Source organism: Methylosinus sp. sav-2, from assembly GCF_004366495.1.
In the GTDB taxonomy this organism is placed as follows: domain Bacteria; phylum Pseudomonadota; class Alphaproteobacteria; order Rhizobiales; family Beijerinckiaceae; genus Methylosinus.
Genome location: NZ_SOEJ01000006.1, coordinates 72529 through 91611 on the forward strand (window position 1 = coordinate 72529; position 19083 = coordinate 91611).

The window sequence follows — 19083 nt, forward strand, 5'->3', positions numbered from 1 at the left end:
TTTCAATTCGACGTTCTGCGGCCTATATCATCGAAATTGAGCTTGTTACTCGAGCCGAATCTGTCGCCGAGGGAAGTCGCTGATTGCCTTCGAATTCGATATCGGCTCCAATAGAAAAAGATTCGACCGAGGAGGGAAAGGCCATGTCCGAAGCCGAAGACAAAGCGCTCGTCGCGCAGATACTCTCTTCCTATCTTTCGAATAATACTGTTGCGCCTCTCGACCTTCCTTCTGTCATCGCAGCTGTGAAAAAAGCCTTCGGCGGCGCCGACGCCGAGACGTCGAATGCAACGGACGGCGAGGCCAAGCAGTGGCGGCCTGCCGTTCCGGTGAAGAAATCCGTCACAGCGGATGCGATTACTTGCCTTTGTTGTGGTGAGCCGTTCAAATCCTTGAAGCGTCATCTTCAGGCCGAGCACAAGCTGACGCCGGATGATTATCGCGCCGCATTCGATCTAAAGAGCGATTATCCGATCGTCGCGCCCAATTACGCTGCGCAGCGCTCGGCTCTGGCCAAATCGCTCGGCCTCGGCCGCAAGCCGGCGGCGAAGACCGTTTCCGCCGCGAAGAAGCGCGGCGCGCCGCTGCGCAAGGCCGCCGCCGAGGCCTGACGGCGAGGTCTGACGGAAAGCCGCGCCGCGGGTGAGCTCGTCCGCCGGCGCGTCTCACTCGGCGTGATAGGCGTCGAAGGCGCCTCCGCCCGCATAGGGCGAATAGGCGTAGGGGCCATATTTGCGCGCCTTCGCCTCGATCACCAGATTGAGCGCGACGCCCGCTATTCTGCCGCGATCGGGAAGCCGCTCGATCGCATGAGCGACGGTTTCGCGCGGCGTCGCCGCCCAGCGAATGACGACGACAGTCTTATCGACGAGTCCGGCGATGAGAATCGGATCGACGACGGGGCCGATCGGCGGCGTGTCGACGATGACGAGATCGAAGCTCCCGCGCACCGCGGCCATGAGCGTTTTCATCTTCTCGGAGGCGAGCAGATCGGCGGGCGCCTGTATCTCGCCGCCGGCCGGAAGAACCCATAGTCCCCGCTTCTCTTCGAAGAAGATCGCGGCTCCCGGGCTCGCGGAGCCGATGAGCAGATCGACGAGGCCGGGCCTCTCCTCGGCGAGGAAGAGCTTGGATGCGGCGCGGCGGCGCAGATCGGCGTCGATCAGCAGCGTGCGCAGGCCCGATTGCGCGGCGGAGGCGGCGATCGCCGCGGCGATCGTCGTCGTTCCTTCGCCGGGGACGGCGGAGGCGAGCTGAATCAGCTTGGGGGGATCGTCCACATCGCTCATGGCGATGGCGCTGCGCAGCGCGCGGAGCCCCTCGCTGGCGCGCGACAGAGGTTTTGCGCGCACGAGATCGACGAGGGCGGGGGCGCTCGAGGCGATTTTGGGAATGGAGCCGAGCAGAGGCAGACCGAGCGTCGTCTCGATCTGCGCCATCGTCGTGAAGCCCGTGTCCGCCAATTCGCAGGCATAGGCGACGCCGAGCCCGAAGAGGGCGCCGAGCGCCAGCGCGATCAGCAGCGTCTGCTCGGCGTCGGGCCAGGACGGGGCGTTCGGCGTGAGCGCAGGCGATATGATTCGTGCGTCGCGCGGCTCGAATTTGGCTTGCTGCTCGACTAGGCGCGCGCGGCGCATCGTCTCATCGAGAAGCTTGCGATCGGCCGCGGCGGCGCGCTCCAGCTCGTTGAGCCGGGCGAGCCGCTCCTTGCCGCGATCCTCGGACTCGGAAATCTCGCGAAGCGCCGTATCCGCGGCCTCGCTGTTTTTTTCTGCGAGCTCCAGCTCCTGGCGCACGCCGGCCGCGAGGCGGCGCCGCTCGGCGTCCGTGGCGCGGGCGGTGTCGGCGATCTCGGCGCGCAGCGCGATCACGGAGGGATGCGCCGCCGTGTAGCGGGCGCGCAGCTCCGCCTCGCGGCGGGAGAGCTGGTCGGCGCGCTGGCGAAGCTCGTCGAGCGCTCCGCCGAGGCCCGGCAGCTCGGCGGCGGCGCCGCCACGGCTCTCGATCCGCTGCAGCAGCTCGAGCCGGGCCTTGCGCTCCGCCGTCTCCGCCCGCGCCACGGCCGCGCGCTGCGCAATGGCGGTCTGCTGCTTCGCCGGCGCGGAAGGGCCGGCGGCGGCGCGAAACTGCGCCAGCGCCTCCTCGGATGCGCGCGATTGCCGTTGCAGCGCCACGAGCCGCTCGGCGAGCCAAGCGGAGGCGCGCCGCGCCGCCTCGAGCCGCGTGTCCAGCCTGTCGACCACGAAAGCGTCGGCGATCGCGTCGGCGAGACGCGCCGCTTTCGCCGGATCGGTCGAGGTGACGACGATCTTTATCACCGGCGAGTAGCGCAGCTGGGCGACGGAGAGAGCATTCCGCAAGCGGTCGAGCGCCGCGGCGCCGAATTCGAGATCGTCGGCCAGCCTTTCCCGCTCCACGACGCGCCGCAGCAGCGCCGCCGATCTTATGACCGCTATGTCGCTCTTCATCGTCTGCCGGTTGATCGGCGCATGCGCCAAGATCGCATCGGCGCCGATCGAACGATCCGGCCGCATCTCGATCAGCAATTGCGCGGAGGCGGTGTAGCGCGGCGTCGCCATGACCAGGAAGGCCGCGCCGGCGAGCAGGGCGAGCATTGTCGCGCCGAGCAGCGGCGGCCAGCGCCGGCGGAGGAATTGCGCAGCGGCGCGGAGCTTGCGGCTGCGCGCGTCGAGCCAGAACGCCGTCGTCGAGCGCTCGCGCATCGCTCGCGGCGCGGTCAGAAGCGGTCCGCGAACAGCATGCGGCGGCTGTCGCCCTCGAGCACGAGAGCGGTGAGCACCGAGGTCGCGAAAGCTCCCGTGTCGACATTGATGCGATTGGGCTGAATGTCCGGCTCGGAGACGGGCGTATGGCCGTGGACGATCACTTTCCCCCATCCGCCCTCGAAGCTCAGAAACTCCTCGCGGATCCAGAGCAGATCTTCGGCCTTCTGCTGGGCGAGCGGCACGCCGGGCTTCACGCCCGCATGGCAGAAGAAATAATCTCCGAAGTTCGCCGTCAGCGTCGTCTCCAGCATGAATTGCAGATGGTGATCCGGAAGCCGCGCCGTCAGCGCGCGGCGCGCCTCCTCGTAATTGCGGCCGCGCATGACGGAGGAGACGTCCACCCCATAGGAATGCAGCGTCTCCACGCCTCCGAACTTGCGCCAGCCCTCGAGCACGGATTCGTCCTCGAGGAAGCGCAGAAATATCTCCTCGTGATTGCCGCGCAGCGCGATGAAGGGCGTCGGAAAATCGCGTCGGCTCAGCCATTCGACCACGGTCGAGGATTGCAGCCCGCGATCGACATAGTCGCCGAGGAAGATCGTCAGCGTCTCCGCCGGCGCAGTGTCGAGCTCCGCCTCGATCCGCCGCGCGAGCGTGTCGAGCAGATCGGCGCGGCCGTGAATGTCGCCGACCGCATAGATGCGCAAATTGGGAGGAAGGACGGTCGGAAGCCCGGTCTGCAAAGCCTGAAATTGCGTCAATCTCGAAATCGTCATCTCACTGGCCCGGTCCCCGTCGCGCCCCGAGTTTTGACGTGACGGATCGCAAGTCTAGAGCATATCGCCCGCCGACGAAATCGCGAGAGGCCGCGTTTCGTCGCGCTTTTATGCGCGCGCGGAATCGAGCGAGCCCCATTGTTGACATATTATCTCGCCTATGCTCAAGATCGAGCATCCCGCTTTTAGTGGTAAATCACTGTTTGCGCTGGGAATATTTTCAATATGAGGGTAGCGTCGCCGGCATCTAGGGATCGAATTGCCTTTCGTCTCCAGCTGGCCGACATCGGCTGGGCGACGGCTGCGCCTTTCATCGCCCTCGCCCTGCGCGACCCTCAGCTGCTCGAGGCCGGCGATCTCGCGCACGACCTGCCCGCGCCTTATCGCTACGCCTTCCTATCCATCGCCTGCACGCTGCTGGTCATGTGGGGTTTCCGCCTCAGCGACCGCATGGGGCAGTTTTTCTCGCTGCGCGACGCTGTCGATGTCTGCGTCGCCTCGGCCTGCGCGGTCGCCTCGAGCAGCGTCGTTCTGTTCACGCTCACGCGGCTCGAGGGCGTGCCGCGCTCCACGCCGCTGATCTATGTCCTCGTGCTCGCCGCCGGCCTCATCGCGATCCGGGGGATGACGCGCCTGCATCACCGGGAGGTCTGGCGCAGGGAGCTCGAGACCGACATCGCCGATCCGTCGGTGGCGTTGCGGCGCGTGATCCTGATCGGCGTCGATCGCTTCGCCTCTGTGGCGATCAAGCTCATCGACTATCAGCTGCCGCGGACGACGCAGATCGTCGCCGCGTTGGACGCGCGGCCTTCCTTCGTGGGGCGCAAGGTCGGCGGCGTCTCGATCGTCGCTCTACCGCAGGACATTGGCGCGGTGCTCGACGAATATGCCGAGCATGGCGTCGAGATCGACGAAGTGTGGCTCGCCGATGATAAGGAGGCCTTGCCGGCCGAGCTGCTGAAGGATGTCGCCGCGCAATGCGACGCGCGCGGCCGCGATTGCGTCCCCATTGCGGAAGCGCTCAATCTCGCCCCGCGGCAGGCGCGGCCGGAGACGCCGCTCGGAGGGCCGCCGGATGGGCGTTTCGACACGCCGGATTATTTCGGCTCCAAGCGCGTGATCGATCTTCTGGCGACGAGCCTGCTGCTCGTCTTCGCCGTGCCGACGGCGCTGATCGTGGCTTGCGCCATCCTCATCGACGTCGGCGCGCCCATCGTTTTCTGGCAGCAGCGGGTGGGACGCAATGGCGAGCGCTTCTTCGTCTATAAGTTCCGCACCTTTCGGCCGCCCTTCGACCGCCATGGCCGCCGCGTGCCCAAGGAGCGCCGCTTGTCGAGGATCGGCCGCGCCATTCGCGCCGCCCGGCTGGACGAGATTCCGCAGCTCTACAATGTGATCATCGGCCATATGTCGTTGATCGGCCCGCGCCCTCTGCTGCCGGTGGATCAGCCGGCCGATCCGCGGCGGCGGCTCAGCGTGCGGCCGGGCGTCACCGGATGGGCGCAGATCAAGGGCGGAACGCTGGTCACGCCCGAGGAGAAGAACGCGCTCGATGTCTGGTATATTCGCCACGCCTCGTGGCGGCTCGATCTGGCCATCGTCTTCGGCACGCTCGCCATCGCCTTCACCGGGGAAAGACTGAATCGGGCCGCGGTCGATCACGCCACCGGCTGGTATCGCCGCGAGTTCGAAGGCGCGCGCGGAAGGGCGGAGACGGTCGGCCTGCGGCCGCAGGGCCGAGCGAAATCGCCGACGCTGGCGCCGGGGCGATCGATCTGAGGCGGCGCTACCGGACTTCCTCTCGCTCGGCCTTCTGCGGCGTTGGCGCGATCTTCGTCGTAGAAGTCAGCCGCTTCTCCAACGCCATCAATGCGAGGATCGACTCCGCGACGAGCCGCTGCAGCGCGTAATAGAGGCCGGCGCGGCCGTCGAGAAACAGGCCCTTGGCGAAATAGGCGTAGAGGAAGACGACGATCGGCGCCAGCGGCGGAAGGTTGCGCAGACGGCGGATCAGCGAAGGCGGCTCGTCCGCGTCGAGCCGCTCCACCTCGCGCGACATATAGCGGATTTGCGAGGCGACGAAGCGCGCCGTGGATTTGCGATCGTCATGGGTGATTTTGCCCGCGAGCGTCTCGACCGGGCCATCGACGCGCCAGCCCTCGGCATGGCCGCGATCATAGACGGAAAAACGCCCTCGGCGCAGCAGCGCGGCTTTCGGCGGATAGAGCGAGCCGCTCAGCGGTCGGCCGAAAATCTCATAATCGAAGCCGATCTCATAGGCCGCGACATCCGGCCCCGGCCGCAGCGCGCGCAATTCCTCGATGAGCGCGTCGCCGAGGCGATAATCGGCGTCGAGACGCAATATCCATTCGGTGGCGACGCCGGTCTCCGTCATGGCGAAGCGCCATTGGCTCGCATGCGTGTCGAAAGGCCGCGAGAAGACGCGCACGCGCGCATCGGCGCGCAGGATCGCCAGCGTTCGATCCGCGCTGCCGCTGTCGACGACGACAATGGATCTCGCCCAGCGCAGCCGCGACAAGGTGCGGGCGATGTTCGGCTCCTCGTCATAGGTGAGGAGAACCGGGGTGATCCGATCCAGCAGGGAAGGGCGGGTCATTTTACGGGACGCCTCGCATGGAAGATTGCTTTAGCACATCTTCGTAATGCGCGACCATTTCCGCGGCGACGGCGGTCCAGCTCCATCGCTTCTCGACGGCGACGCGCCCGCGCGCGCCCATCTCCTCGGCTGCGCACGCATCGGCCGCGATGATCGCGAGGCCGCGCGCGATAGAGCGGGCCTCCGGCGCGACGACGACGCCCGCGCGCTCGCCCGCGACCGCCTCGGCGACGCCGGCCGTGTGGGAAACGACGACCGGCCGGCCATGCGACATCGCCTCGAGAGCGACATTGCCGAAATTCTCATTGAGCGAGACGAGCGCGAGACAGAGACAGGCGCGATAGAGCGCCGATCTGTCGGGCTCGCCGATCTGCCGCGCGATGATCGTCACGCGCGCGCCGACGCCGAGCCGCGCCGCAAGACGCGCGAGCTCCGCCGCGCGGCCGTCCTCGTCATTGCCGGCGATGACGCAGCGCAGATCGGGCGTCCGCGCGACCGCCACGATCAGCGCCGCGAGATTTTTCTTCCAGTCGATGCGTCCGAAGGCGAGGACGAAAGGACCGCCGGCGATGGCCGCGACGATATCGCCGCCGATATTCTGTTCTGGTCGCAGGGTGGCGGCCTCGACGCCGTGGCCGATGACGGCCAGAGGCGGCAGATCGAAGCGGAAGGCGCGCAGATCGTCGGCCTCGCGCCACGAGGCGAGATGGAGCGCCGCCGCCTCGCGAATGGTGCGGCGCTCGAACAGTGCGATCCAGGCGGATTTGATGAGCGCGCTCTTGGCCCGCACCAGCGAGGCGACCAGCATTCCATGCGGCGAGAGCACATAGGGCGCGCCGTGGCGCCTCGCTATGCGCGCCGCCGCCAATGGCGGCCACAGATAGACGGAATGGAGATGCAGAATATGGAAATCCGCCGCATGGCGTCGCAGCGCCACGCCCATGGCGGGGGATCGGTAGATACGTCGTCCGAGGCCGGTGGCGAAATAGGTGACGCCGACGCCGTCGAGCTCGACGCGCGCGCCGAGCGGCGTCGGCGTGACGCCAGGGCCGTCGACATTGGTCGTATAGACCTCGACCGCATGGCCGAGCGCCGCTTGCGCCTTGGCGAGCCCATGCACAGCGTGGATCGTGCCGCCATAGCGGACCGCCGGCAGATAGGTGGGCGTGACATGGAGGATGCGCAGTCTCGTGCCTCCGTCAGCGTGCCTCGGCGAGGCAGCCGAGCATCGCCTCGAGCAGCCGCTCGCAGCCTGCCTCGACGCGATAGTCGCGGCTCTGCGCGCGGCCATTCGCGCCCATGGCGCGCAGCCGCGCGATCGGCGTGCGCGCGATCTCGCGCAGCGCCCGCTCGAGCGCCGCGGCGTCGCCCGCGGGGATCAACCATCCGTTTTTCGCGGTGACGCGTTCGACCGCGGCGCCGGTCCGATCGCTCGCCAGAACGGGCATGCCGGCGGCCATGCCCTCGATGACGACGAGCCCCCAGCCGTCGTGACGCGACGGCGCGACCAGCACATCGGCGCGGGCGTAGATCTGCGGCAACGCTTCCATTTGAGCGAAGCCGACGCGCTCGATGCGATCTGGAAAGCGCAACGCCAGCCGCTCCACATCCGCGCGCAGCGGTCCGTCGCCGACGAAAGCCGCTTCGAGCGCGACGCCATCGGCGAGCATTCGCTCGAGAGCGGCGATAAGGAGATCGACGCCTTTGCGCGCGATCAGCGCGCCGGAGAACAGGAGGCGTGGCGCGCGCGGCTCGGCGTCGCCGCGCTCGATCGCCAGAAAGCCCGAGAGATCGGACGTATAGGGGAGGTTTCGATAGCGTCGGCGCGGGCCGAACTCGCGCCGATAGGAGGCGACGGCCATCTCGCCCATGCCCCACATTTCGGCGGCGCTCGCATGAAAGGCGCGCATGGCCCAGCGCCTATAGAGCGCGCCGAGAGCCGGCGGCGCCTGATAGCCGAAGCGCTCGCCCCAAAATGCGAAAGGGCGGCGGGAGGAAAAGCGGAGCTTCAGTAGCCGTTGCACGAAAGGATTGCGATAGGCACCGAAAACGCAGAGATCGCTGTCGCGCATCCATTGCGCCAATTGCTCGAAAGGCGTCTCGCTGCAACAGGCGTGCTCATGCGCCAGCGTCGGCGCGCGCCATTCGCGATCGGGAGCGCGCATGCGCTCATAAATCACACGCAGCGCGATCCGCCCCTCCGCGGAGAGGAGATCGAACAGGCGCGCCTGATAGGGCGAGGGCATGTTGGTCACGATGACGATGGTTCGCACTTCTGCTCGCTATCGTCTCGGGCGGGCGGCGTCGTTGCGCCGGATTGGCCGCTGGATTTCTTGGAGGTGACGAGGCTGACGACCGTCCATGCGAGCACGGCGTAGGTCATCAGAATGATCTCCTGCATCGAGCGCATGCCGACGAAGAACACCATCAGGCCGAGGCAGTAGAGAACGCGGGCGTTCTCGCTGCGCTCGCGCAGCAGCGCCGTCCAGGAGGCCGCCGCCCAGCCGAGCAGCAGCGCGCCGAGGATGACGGCGGCGATCCCATAGGAGGCGTAGAGCTCGCCGATGATCGAGCTGGACAGCGAGACGTCGGATTTGCCGACCAGCCCCGGCAGGCTGAAGCCGGCGTCGATCGGCTTGTCCGGCCATAGCGCGCGCGGAATGGGCCGCACCAGCACGTAATAGATCTGCTTCCAGCCGACATATTCGACGACATCGGGGAAATAATGAATGATCTGGGCGAGCCGCAGGAAATTATCGTCGACATGAAACTGGCCGGCGAACTCGAAATCCTCGAGGCCGACGTCGCCGCTCAAAAAGCCTTCGAGCCCGACATTGCGGATGAGCAGGATGAATTGCAGCAGGCTCAGCACGCCGACCGCGCCGCCGGCGACGACCGCGGCCCGCACGATGGAGAAGCGCTCCTTCAATATCATCCACAGCAGAAGGCCGGAGCCGAGCATCATGCCGATGATCCGGCGGCCGCCGCTCTGCGCGATGAAGGCGCAGACGATGGCGGTGAGCAGAACGGAAATCCAGACGCGCGGATCGGCCCAGCGCGCCTTGGCGCGCGTCGCCACCAGCACTGTGGCAGCGGGCAGCACATAGCCGAAATAGGCGAGATGATCGATGAAGGCGTCCCAGCCGCCGAGATCTCCGCGCGACCAGGGCGCGCTGAAGCGCGGCTGAAACAGCCCATCGATCATCCGCGCCGGATCAAATCTCGCCGGAATGCCATAGGAGGAGATGCACAGAGCAAAGCAGAGGCAGACGGCGATGAAGGCGTTTTGCGCCGGCAGATCGGCCCGCGCGGCGCGCGCGATCGGCCTCGGCGCACCGATCGTCGGAATGAGCCGCCCGAGCGGGATGAAGAGGGCGAAGACGGCGATCGTCTCCAGCGCGGCGATCACATCGTCGCGGCCGAGCTCGTCCAGCGGATAGGCGCCCTGCAGCAGATCGAGCAGGATCCAATAGATGATCGCGACGAGGAGAAGATTCTCGGCATGCAACAAGCCGTGCAGCCCCTCGGCTAGACCGCGCATCAGCGGGATTGCGAGCAGGCTCGTCGCCAATGCCGCCGCCGGCAGGAACATGGCGCCCTGCGGCGCGTAGTCGATCGGCGTCAGCGCGACGGCGAGGACGGCGCCGGCGCCGATGATGGCCGAGCCCGCGAGCGCGACGCCGGCGTCGCCGGGAAGCGGCCGCATGCCCGCTAGGCTCCCGCGGCCGCGTCGCGCCGGCGCAGCGCTTCACGCCCGATCTCGCGCAGCTGCCCGATCACCGCCTCGGGCCTAAAATCGGCGGCGCGGGAGATCGCGCGCGCCGACATTGCGGCGAGGCGCTGCGGATGGCGCAGCGCCCAGAGCAGCGCGTCGCGCAGAGATGCGGCGCTCTGATCCGGCAGCAGCAGGCCGCTCGCGCCGTCGAGCACGACGTCGCCGCAGCGCCGCGAGACGATCGCCGGCAGCCCATGCGCCTGCGCCTCGAGCTGGGTGAGCGCGAAGCCGTCGGAATGCGTCGGCAGGACGAACACATGCGCCTTTCGATAGAAGTCGGAGGTTTCGTCGCGCGGAACCTCGCCGAGGAAGCGAATATCGGCATAATCCTTTTGCGCGGCGGCGCCCAGCTCGTCGCGTCCGACGACGAGAAATCGGATCGGCTCGCCGCGCAGCATGGCGGCCGCCTCCAGCAACGTCCGCGCGCCCTTGCGCAGCGAGAAGGCCCCCAGAAAAAGCACTGTGAGCGGATGATCCGCGTCGAAACGCTCCGGGTAATGCAGCGCCGCGCTCGGGCGCTCCGGGCGATACATCAGCGGCGCAATGGCGAGCTTCCCGCGCGGGACGCCTTCGGCGATGAGACAGTCCCGCGCCCAGGCGGAATTGACGAGGATCATATCCGCTGTCACGCATTCCTCGCGCCAGCGGCGCCAATAGGTCTCGGGCGGCGCATCCGCTCGCGCGCCATAACTTTGCGCCAGCGCGGAGATCAGCGCCGCCTCCTGCGGGCCGCCGTCGATCTGGTTCAATATGGTGGCGAAGCCGCGGCTCCGCGCTGCGCGCAAGCTCTGCGCGGCGGCGTAGCTGTAGCAGAGCGCGACGCCGCCCGCTGGCGCGCGCATCCTTTGCAGCCGGGCCGCGGCGAAACGATCGAAACGCAGATTATCGGCGTGCAGGCCGGACCAGTTCGCGCCCGGCGCCAGCCGCGCGGCGCTCCGCGAGGCGATGGAGGGGAGCGTGTCGGCGAAGACGCACGCGCTTTCGAGCCGCGCCGAATAGCGGGCGGCGAGACGCGGGCTGACGGCGCGCAGCGCGCGGCTCCATGGGCGATCGGGCGGCAGCCAGATATCGGTGACGAGCGCGCGCAGCAGGCCGCGCTCGTGCAGAGCGGCGGGCAGGGCGTAATGCTCGCGCGCGCCGATCTGGCAGACGATCCAATCCATGGGGTCATGCGCGTCAGAAATCGCTCCAGCCTCCTTTGCGCAAGGCGAGCTTGGCGGCGACCGCAGCCTTCGACACGAGGCGCCTGTGCGCGCGCATTCGCCAAAGATGATGCGGGATCATCGCCAGCCCGGCGACGACGCCGCGCCTGCGTCCGATGCGCAGGCAGAAGAGGACACGATTGGCGAGCTGCAGCGCCGCCAGCGGATAGAAGCGCGGCGGATAGCGCAGAAAGGCGAGCAGTGCGATATTGGCGATGCTCGCCGCATTGATGCGCGGCTCGGCGTGATGCGCGAGATCGGAATTGTGGAACACGCGCAGATAGGGCGTGAAGACGAGCCGGCGCCCGCGCTCGATGAGGCGCAGCGCCATATCCTCCTCCTCGACGCCATAGGCGAGCGGCAATGGCAGATAGCCGCCCGCCTCGAGGAGATGGCTGCGCCGAAACACGACGCCGCCGCCATTGAAGCCGCAGGCTTCGCGCAGCGCGCGCCGATCCGGCGCCGGCGTCTCGCCGGGATGGACGATCTGCGACGTCGCCAGAGAGAGGTCGGGGAAGCGCGCGAAAATCTCGCCGGCGCGGGCGAAGAAATCCGCGTCCATCGGATAGGAATCATCGTCGAAAGCGGCGACGAGCTCGTGGCGCGCGGCCGCTGTCATCCGGCTGCGTCCGCCGCCCGGCCCGACGCTCGTCTCGCTGACGATGACGCGTACCGCTGGAAAAGCCGCGCGCACCGCATCGGCGCAATCATGCCGCGCGGCGTCGACGTGAACGATGATCTCGGCCGGCGGCGGACGGCAGGCCTCGAGCCGTCGCAGCGTGTCCAATGTCTGCGAGATGCGTGCGAAGGCGGCCACTGTCGCGGTGATCTGTGGCGGCTCGCTCATCGTTCCGCCCATCCGGCGACGATGCGGGCGAGGCCCTTCGCGCGCCCGCGCAAAATCTCGCGCGAGAGCGGCCCTGCGGCGCCGAGCAGCCGCAGCGTCGAGCCGAGAGATTCGAGAATTGCGTAGGCGACGATGAGCGAGAGCGCATGCGCGCGCGAGCGCCCGAGCGTGCGGCGAAGGATCATATAGCGATTGAATATGTCGTCCTCGGCGGCGATCCGCGCCGAGACGCGTCCGTCCGCCGCATGAAAATGCGCGATGCGCGCGCGCGGCGCGAAATAGAGCGCGCCGAAGCGGCGCAGCTTCAAGGAGAGATCGACATCCTCGCTCATCGTGCAGCGATGCAGGAAGAAATCCGAGAATCCGCCGGTAGCGACATAGGCCGAGCGGCGGATCATCGCTGTTGCGCCGCCGATCCATTCGCTCTCGGCGATGTCCGCCGGCGCCGGCGAGAAGCCGTAGCGCAGCAGCGGGCCGATGACGCGCCCTTGCCATTCGCCCTCGCCAAAGCCGAGCAGGCGGCGCAGCACGAAACGCCAAACGCGGGTCGGCGGCGGCCAGCCGTCATTGCTCATATTCGCCATCACGCCGACGCTGTCGGCCCGCGACGCGAGCGCGTGGGCGAGCTCCGCGACGCAATCTTTTTCGAGCGCGACATCATCGTCGAGCAGCAGCAGCAATGCTCCCTGCGATGCGTCGATCGCGGCGCGGCGCTGTCGCACCGCATTGGGCGGCGAGACGGCGAGGAAGCGGATTGCGAGGCCTCGCGCGCGCCAGAGCGGGTCTTCGGCGACCGCGCGCGTCTCCGCGTCTCCGCCGCCATCGGCGATGACAATCTCAAAAACGCCGAGCGTCTGCGTCGCGAGGGATTCGAGAAGCCGTCGCAGCGATTGCGCGCGGCCATAGGTCGGCACGATTGCGCTTATGCGCGGCGCGGTCTCGCGATCCTCTAGCATCGGGCGTCCTCGAGCCCGAGCGCCGCCGCGAATTTTGCCTGCGCGTCTCGATAAGAGAAATCGCGGTCGCCGGCCGCGCCGGCCGTCGCGCCGAGGCGTTGGCGCAGCAGCGGATCGTGCGCCAATGCGGCGAGCGCCGCGGCGAGCGCCGCCACGTTGGGCGTCTCGACATGCATCAGCGCGTCGTCATTGGCGCGCGACCATTCCGCCGCCGTGCAATCGGGCGGGCCGTAGAGAACAATGGGCAGGCGCGTGAGCGTGTAATCGACGAGCTTGCTCGGAAAGGAGAGGCGCATAGCGGGCCGCTCATCCTCGAAAAAAGAGAAGGGAAGAAACAGAGCGTCGGCGCGCGCCGTCAGCTCGGCGAGAAAATCTTGCCCCGCGACCATGCCGCCGATGATCGTCGAGGCGTGGCAAAGGCCGATGGATCGAGCCGCCGCCGCGGTAAGCGGGCCGAAGATCAGCATGCGCCCGCCGATGGCGGCCATGGCTGCGGCGGCGTCGCGCAGCGCCGCCGCGAGGCCCGGCCAATGGACGCTGCCCGCGAAAGCGAGCGTGAAGGGACGATCCGGCCGCGCTTGTGGCGCCATCGCCGTCGCCTCGCGCGCACGGAATGGCGGCAGCACATCGCCCGGCGCGCCATAGCGAGCGGCGTATTCCTCCGCCATTCGCGCAGAGATGCAGAGCCGCGACGCCGCGCCGCGATAGACGGCGCCGAAATAGCGATCGCGCGTGCGCTCATGCGCCGGGCTGCGCAGAGCGGTGCGCGGCCAATCGTCATGCATGATGAGATGCAGCGGCAGGCCGCGCCGCGCCGCGAAGGCCGCCGCCGCGCGCCAGGAATGATGCTGCCCCACTGTGACGATGGCGTCCACGCGCCAATCGCCGACGCGCCGCTGCACGCGCGGCGCGTCATAGGCGGCGAAGCGCTCGACCGCCGCCTCGAAATAGGACGCAAAGCGCGTGAATTGCAGGCGCGGCGGCTTGCGCGTCAATCCCGCATAGCGCACGCCCGGCAGGCGGCGGGCAGGGTCCGAGGGGCCGAGATAGCCCTCGACGATCCGCAGATTTTCGGCGGGCCACGACTCCAAGAGCCGATACAGAAACAGCGAGCCGTGACAGGAGCGCTCGACCGGCGCGCAGCCGCAATAGAGGAGATTCATGCGCGTCTCTCGTCGAGCCGTGCGAGCTTGGGCGGCGTCGTCGAGGGCAGGGCGACGAAGCCGAAGCCGAAGGATTGCTTGAAGTCCCAGCTGCCGCCGCCGACGTTGGAGAACGGCGTCTCGAAGGCGAGCGCCTCATAGACCTGATGATCCCAATTCACCATCGTCACCGCGGTGGCGACATCGATGCAATATTGTCCCGAGGCGAGATGGATCGGCGCCGCCTCTATCGTCAGCTCATAGCAGCCGGGCTCGGCGGGCAGCGACATGGCGTCGAAATGGCTCAACGACCAGAGCGCGATGCGCGCGCGCTGCGCATTGGCGAGAAACACATCGACGGAGAGGCCCGGTGTTCCATCCGTGTCGAGAATGATGCGCAGCCGCAGCGGCGTCCCCGGCAGATAGACGCGCGTCGGGCCGTCGTCGCCGATCATCTCGACCGAGCGTATGCGCGTATGCGCGCCGGCGCCCCAATCATGCTCGGCCTCGTCGGCGCCGCCGTCCTGCTGCAGCCTTCCATAGGCGGCGATGGCGTCGTCGACACTGCCCTGCAGCACGAGCCGTCCGCGATCGAAGACGAGGCCGCTCGTCGCGAGACTCTTCACCGCCGCGAGATTATGGCTGACGAGCAGAACCGTGCGCCCGCCTTTGCGCGAGACCTCGTCGATCTTGCCGAGGCATTTTTGCTGAAAGCGCGCATCGCCGACGGCGAGCACCTCGTCGACGACGAGAATGTCCGGCTCGAGATGGGCGGCCACGGCGAAGGCGAGGCGCACATACATTCCGCTCGAATAATGCTTCACCGGCGTGTCGATGAAGCGCTCGATCTCGGCGAAATCGACGATGGCGTCGAAGCGCTTCGCAATGTCGGCGCGGCGCATTCCGAGAATGGCGCCGTTGAGAAAAATGTTTTCGCGGCCGGTGAGCTCGGGGTGAAATCCCGTGCCCACCTCCAGCAGGCTGGCGACGCGGCCCTCGAGCGTCGCGCGGCCTTCCGTCGGATCGGTGATGCGCGAGAGGATCTTCAGCAAAGTGGATTTGCCGGCGCCGTTGCGGCCGACGACGCCGACGATTTCGCCCTCGGCGATTTCGAAGGAGACGTCGCGCAGCGCCCAGAAACGCGTGTCCGCCTCCGCCGCGCGCGCGCGGCCGCGCAGCCGCTCGAAAGGCGCCGCGGCGGCGTCCACTAGCGCCTCGCGCAGCGTGCGATAGGCGCGCGCCGGCGCGCCGATGCGATAGAGCTTCGACACGCCTTCGGCGCGGATGGCGATTCCGCCTCTACGCATCATACGATATCCGCGAAGCCGCGCTCGACGCGCGCGAAATAGGCGACGCCGAGGCAGAAGATCGCGAGCGCCGAGGCGCCGGAGATGACGACGCCGCTGATATCCGGCGGCGATCCGATGAGCGCGTGGCGGAAGCCGTCGATCATGCCGGCCATGGGATTGAGGAAATAGAGCCAGCGCCATTCTGTGGGAACGAGGGAGACCGGATAGGCGACCGGCGAGGCGAACATCCAGAATTGGATGAGAAAGGGCACGACATGGCGAAAGTCGCGATAGGCGACAGTGAGCGCCGACAGCAGCACGCCGACGCCGAGCGCCGTGATGACGACGCCGAGCACGAAGAAAGGCGCTGCGAGCTGGCTCCAGCGCAGGCCGACGCCGTTCCACGCCATGACGGCGAAGAGCAGCAGAGCGGAGATCGCGAGATCGACGAGCGGCGCGCCAGCCGTCGACAGCGGGATCAACAGGCGCGGGAAATAGACCTTGGTGACGATGTTGGACGAGGCGACGAGCGAAGCGCCCGCGGTCGGCGCGACATTGGCGAAGAAGGTCCAGGGCAATAGGCCCGCCAGCGCGAAGACGGGGTAGGGCGCGCCATCGGACGGAAGACCGGCGAGACGTCCGAAGACGATGGAGAGCACGATCATCATCGTCAGCGGCTGCAGCAGCGCCCAGGCGGCGCCGAGCGCGGTCTGCTTGTAGCGCAATTTGAGATCGCGCGCGGCCAGCACATAGAGCAGCTCGCGATAGGCGAAGGCCTCGCGAAAATCATAGAGGCGCCAGCCTGGTCGCGCTTCTATGATCGTGATCGGCCTGCGCGCGTCGTCGCGCATCGAGGCCGAGGCGCGCTCGTCCATAGGGCTCATCTCTCCCTCGGCGTGGGCGCGAGGCCGATCTCGGCGCTGATCGTCTCGCCCGCGGCGCCGGCGCGCAGCAGCGCCTCGCGTATCTCGGTCTTTGTCTGCTCCGGCGAGAGATAGACGATGGAGACGAGCGCCTCGCGATCGGCGCCGGCCGCGCCCTCCCATCCGCCGAGCAGATCATCGACGATGCTGCGGCGCGCGGCGGCGGAGAGCTGTGGCCAGATCGGAATGGCGAAGCCGGCGCGCCGCGCCATCAGCCAGCCTTCATTGCGACCGACGAGCGCCGACATGAGAAGCGCGCGCTCGACCTTCGCCATCGGCTCCTCGGTCTCGAATCCGGCTTGCGCGAATGCGAGCCAGGCCCCGCCGGAGAGCGGGGCGCGCGTCAGCAGATTGCGCGATCGCTCGCGCCGCTCCTCATCGCTCGCGCCGGCGTCGAGCTCGAGCAGCCGCGCCTGCGCCAATGTTCCGACGAGTGGATCGTCGAGGAAAGGCGCGAGCGTCCTTTGCGCGGTCGTCGCCTCGGCGGAAATATCGGCGAGGCCGAAGAAAAGCAGCCGCGCGGCCCCCGCCATGGCCGCCATGGAGATTGCAATGATGACGACGGCGGTCACGATGCGGCTCATTCGGCGTAGTATTTCTTGTAGTAGCGGCCGCCGTAATAATAGGAATAGGCGTGCTTGCCGTATTTCTGCGCCTTGGAGTCGATTACCTGATTGAACACGACGCCCGCCACCTTTTTGTGGCCAGACAGCCGCTCGATCGAATGCGCCACCATCTCGCGCGCTGTCGACGACCAGCGCACGATGAAGATCACCTTGTCGACGAGATTGGAGATGATGAGCGGATCGACGACCGGCCCTATGGGCGGGGTGTCTATGACGATGAGATCGAATTGCTCGCGCAGGCTCGCGACCAGCGTCCGCAGCCGCTCGGACAAGAGCAGATCGGGCGGGTTCTGCGTCTTGCCGCCGGCCGGGAGAAACCAGAGCTTCAATGTTTCATTGTAGACGAGCGCCGAATGCAGTTCCGCCGCGCCGATGAGACAATCGACGAGGCCGAGCTTCTTATCGGCGCCGAAATAGCGTGACGCCGAGGGACGGCGCAGATCGCCGTCGATGACGAGCACTTTTTGTCCCGATTGCGCCGCCGAGCCGGCGAGCGCTATGGCGAGCGTGGATTTGCCCTCGCCAGGGATGGTCGAGGTGAATTGCAAAACCTTGGGCGGATTGTCGACATCGCTCATCTGTATGGCGCTGCGCAGCGAGCGCAGCGCCTCGCTGAGACGCGACAGCGGCTTGGCGAGCGGATATTCGGGAATGGAGACGACGGAGCCGTTCACCGACAGCTCGCGGTGATCCATGCGCGAGATGGAGGCGAGCAGCGGCAGAGCGAGAAAATCCTCTATCTCGCGCGGCGTCGCGAAGCCGGCGTTGAACATCTCCAGCGCATAGGCGCCGAGCGTGCCCGCCATCAGGCCGAGGACGAGAGCGACGAGCATGGATTGAAGCGGCTTGGGCGAGGTCGGCGTGACCGGCGCCAGAGCCGGCGTGATGATGCGGGCGTCGCGCGCCTCGAAGGTCGATTGCTCCTGCGTCACGCGCTCGCGCTGCAGAAAATCCTCGAACAGGCTCTTGTTGACGGCGGCGGTGCGCTCCAGCTCGCGCAGCGTTATGGCTTTCGTATTGTCGAGATCATTGGCGCCGGTCACTTCCCGCAGCGTCTTCTCGATCGCCTCCTGCCGCGCCTTGGCCAGCTCGTGCTCATTGCGAATATTGGCGGCGAGGCGCTGCGACTCGGCGGCGATGGCGCGATGGACGTCGGCGATCTGCGCGCGCAGATTGACGACGGAGGGATGGCTCGGATTGTAGCGCGCGAGCAGCTCCGCCTCCTGGCGCGAGAGATCGCTCGCCTGTCGGCGCAGCTCCGCGCTGGCGCCGCTGGAGACGTCCGGCAGCTGCGCTATGCCGCCGCCGCGCGCCTCGAGCTTTTGCAGCATGTCGAGCCGCGCCTTCTTCTCGGCAGTCTCCGCCCGCGCCTGCACGAGGCGGCCATTGAGCTGGGCGAGCTGATCCTGATTGAGCGTTGCGCCGGGCGTGGAGCCGCTGAGATTATTCTCGGCGCGAAAGCGCGCCACCGCCTCCTCCGACTCGCGCAGCTGCTGGCGCAGCTCGACGAGGCGATCGGACAGCCAGGCGGAGGCGCGCCGCGCCGCCTCGAAACGTGCGTCCAGCTTGTCGACCACATAGGCGTCGGCGATCGCATTGGCGAGATTTGCGGCCTTCTCCTTGTCCGCGGAGGTGAAGGAGACGTTGATCACATAGGCCTGGCCGGCGCGCGCCACGGCCACCGCCTGCTTGACATTCTCGACAGTGGCGACTGTCTCTGGCGAGCCGCCGAGCGACGATGCAGCCGATTTGGCGGGCGCCGATTGCGGCGGCGCATTGCGGGAGAGCAGCTCGCGGAGACGGTCGAGGAGACCGCCGCCGCCGCCGCGGGTGCGCGCGCCGAATTCCGCATCCTCGACGAGCCGCTCCTTCTCCACGACGCGGCGGAGCAGCGCGCTGGATTTGATGATGGCGATCTGGCTCTCGATCGTCGGCAGATCGAGCGCGGCGTCGGTCATGATCGCGTCTTGCCCGCCGGCCTTCTCCTTATGCGGATCGAGCAGCAGCTGCGCCGAGGCGGTGTAGAGCGGCGTCGTGCGCGCCGTTTCGACGGCGGCGACGAGCAGGAACAGCGCCGTCACCCCGGCGATCAGCTTCCACTGACGCCAGACGAAATTGACATAGCCATGGATGTCGAAGCCCGTTTCCGCTTCGGCCGGCGCGGGCGCCTCCCTTTGTGTCTCGAGACGTTTCAGCATCAATGC

16 protein-coding genes are annotated in these 19083 nt (G+C 67.5%); 2 read left to right on the forward strand and 14 right to left on the reverse strand.

Annotated elements, in window-relative coordinates; all coding sequences use genetic code 11:
- Window positions 1–143 precede the first annotated feature (143 nt).
- Window positions 144–611 (forward strand): MucR family transcriptional regulator, encoded by a 468-nt coding sequence (locus EDE12_RS12315; RefSeq protein WP_024880095.1) that lies wholly within the window; start codon window positions 144–146, stop codon window positions 609–611.
- Between the two features lie 54 nt (window positions 612–665).
- Here the strand turns inward: EDE12_RS12315 and EDE12_RS12320 are convergent, their stop codons facing one another.
- Window positions 666–2723 (reverse strand): polysaccharide biosynthesis tyrosine autokinase, encoded by a 2058-nt coding sequence (locus EDE12_RS12320; protein ID WP_026598769.1) that lies wholly within the window; start codon window positions 2721–2723, stop codon window positions 666–668.
- A 14-nt stretch (window positions 2724–2737) separates the two neighbouring features.
- A complete protein-coding gene (locus tag EDE12_RS12325; RefSeq protein WP_245275764.1) occupies window positions 2738–3487 on the reverse strand; it encodes a metallophosphoesterase family protein in 750 nt (249 codons plus the stop codon).
- Window positions 3488–3727: 240 nt separating this feature from the next.
- On the opposite strand from EDE12_RS12325, the gene EDE12_RS12330 reads away from it, so the two are divergent.
- Entirely contained in the window at window positions 3728–5281 is a 1554-nt protein-coding gene (locus tag EDE12_RS12330) for a sugar transferase (RefSeq protein ID WP_026598767.1), read from the forward strand.
- A 7-nt stretch (window positions 5282–5288) separates the two neighbouring features.
- Here the strand turns inward: EDE12_RS12330 and EDE12_RS12335 are convergent, their stop codons facing one another.
- From EDE12_RS12335 to EDE12_RS12390, 12 genes are read right to left on the reverse strand one after another with little or no spacing between them, the layout of a single operon-like run.
- The gene (locus EDE12_RS12335; RefSeq protein WP_051592489.1) at window positions 5289–6119 is read right to left on the reverse strand and encodes a glycosyltransferase family 2 protein; all 831 of its coding nucleotides are present in this window, start codon (window positions 6117–6119) and stop codon (window positions 5289–5291) included.
- Between the two features lies 1 nt (window position 6120).
- Window positions 6121–7410 carry a glycosyltransferase gene (locus tag EDE12_RS12340; RefSeq protein WP_026598766.1) on the reverse strand — a complete coding sequence of 430 codons (1290 nt, stop codon included), beginning with the start codon at window positions 7408–7410 and terminating at the stop codon, window positions 6121–6123.
- Window positions 7319–8392 (reverse strand): glycosyltransferase family 4 protein, encoded by a 1074-nt coding sequence (locus EDE12_RS12345; RefSeq protein ID WP_051592488.1) that lies wholly within the window; start codon window positions 8390–8392, stop codon window positions 7319–7321. Before EDE12_RS12345 ends, EDE12_RS12340 begins: the two co-directional genes overlap by 92 nt.
- Complete coding sequence (locus tag EDE12_RS12350) at window positions 8371–9825, reverse strand: O-antigen polymerase (protein WP_051592487.1); 1455 nt, start codon at window positions 9823–9825, stop codon at window positions 8371–8373. The genes EDE12_RS12345 and EDE12_RS12350 overlap by 22 nt, the downstream gene beginning before the upstream one ends.
- Before the next feature lie 5 nt (window positions 9826–9830).
- Window positions 9831–11057 carry a glycosyltransferase family 4 protein gene (locus tag EDE12_RS12355; protein ID WP_051592486.1) on the reverse strand — a complete coding sequence of 409 codons (1227 nt, stop codon included), beginning with the start codon at window positions 11055–11057 and terminating at the stop codon, window positions 9831–9833.
- Window positions 11058–11070: 13 nt separating this feature from the next.
- A complete protein-coding gene (locus EDE12_RS12360) occupies window positions 11071–11943 on the reverse strand; it encodes a glycosyltransferase (RefSeq protein WP_026598765.1) in 873 nt (290 codons plus the stop codon).
- On the reverse strand, window positions 11940–12899 hold the full coding sequence (locus tag EDE12_RS12365) for a glycosyltransferase (RefSeq protein WP_026598764.1): 960 nt from the start codon (window positions 12897–12899) through the stop codon (window positions 11940–11942). Before EDE12_RS12365 ends, EDE12_RS12360 begins: the two co-directional genes overlap by 4 nt.
- Window positions 12893–14062, reverse strand: coding sequence for a glycosyltransferase (locus EDE12_RS12370; protein WP_026598763.1), 1170 nt, complete (start codon window positions 14060–14062; stop codon window positions 12893–12895). Before EDE12_RS12370 ends, EDE12_RS12365 begins: the two co-directional genes overlap by 7 nt.
- Window positions 14059–15351 carry a polysaccharide ABC transporter ATP-binding protein gene (locus tag EDE12_RS12375; RefSeq protein ID WP_051592484.1) on the reverse strand — a complete coding sequence of 431 codons (1293 nt, stop codon included), beginning with the start codon at window positions 15349–15351 and terminating at the stop codon, window positions 14059–14061. The genes EDE12_RS12370 and EDE12_RS12375 overlap by 4 nt, the downstream gene beginning before the upstream one ends.
- Window positions 15348–16214, reverse strand: a complete 867-nt coding sequence (locus tag EDE12_RS12380) for an ABC transporter permease (RefSeq protein ID WP_036290925.1) — start codon at window positions 16212–16214, stop codon at window positions 15348–15350. Before EDE12_RS12380 ends, EDE12_RS12375 begins: the two co-directional genes overlap by 4 nt.
- Window positions 16211–16837: a hypothetical protein gene (locus tag EDE12_RS12385; RefSeq protein WP_026598762.1), complete on the reverse strand. Its 627-nt coding sequence runs from the start codon at window positions 16835–16837 to the stop codon at window positions 16211–16213. The genes EDE12_RS12380 and EDE12_RS12385 overlap by 4 nt, the downstream gene beginning before the upstream one ends.
- Window positions 16834–19077 carry a polysaccharide biosynthesis tyrosine autokinase gene (locus EDE12_RS12390; RefSeq protein WP_051592483.1) on the reverse strand — a complete coding sequence of 748 codons (2244 nt, stop codon included), beginning with the start codon at window positions 19075–19077 and terminating at the stop codon, window positions 16834–16836. The genes EDE12_RS12385 and EDE12_RS12390 overlap by 4 nt, the downstream gene beginning before the upstream one ends.
- Window positions 19078–19083 lie beyond the last annotated feature (6 nt).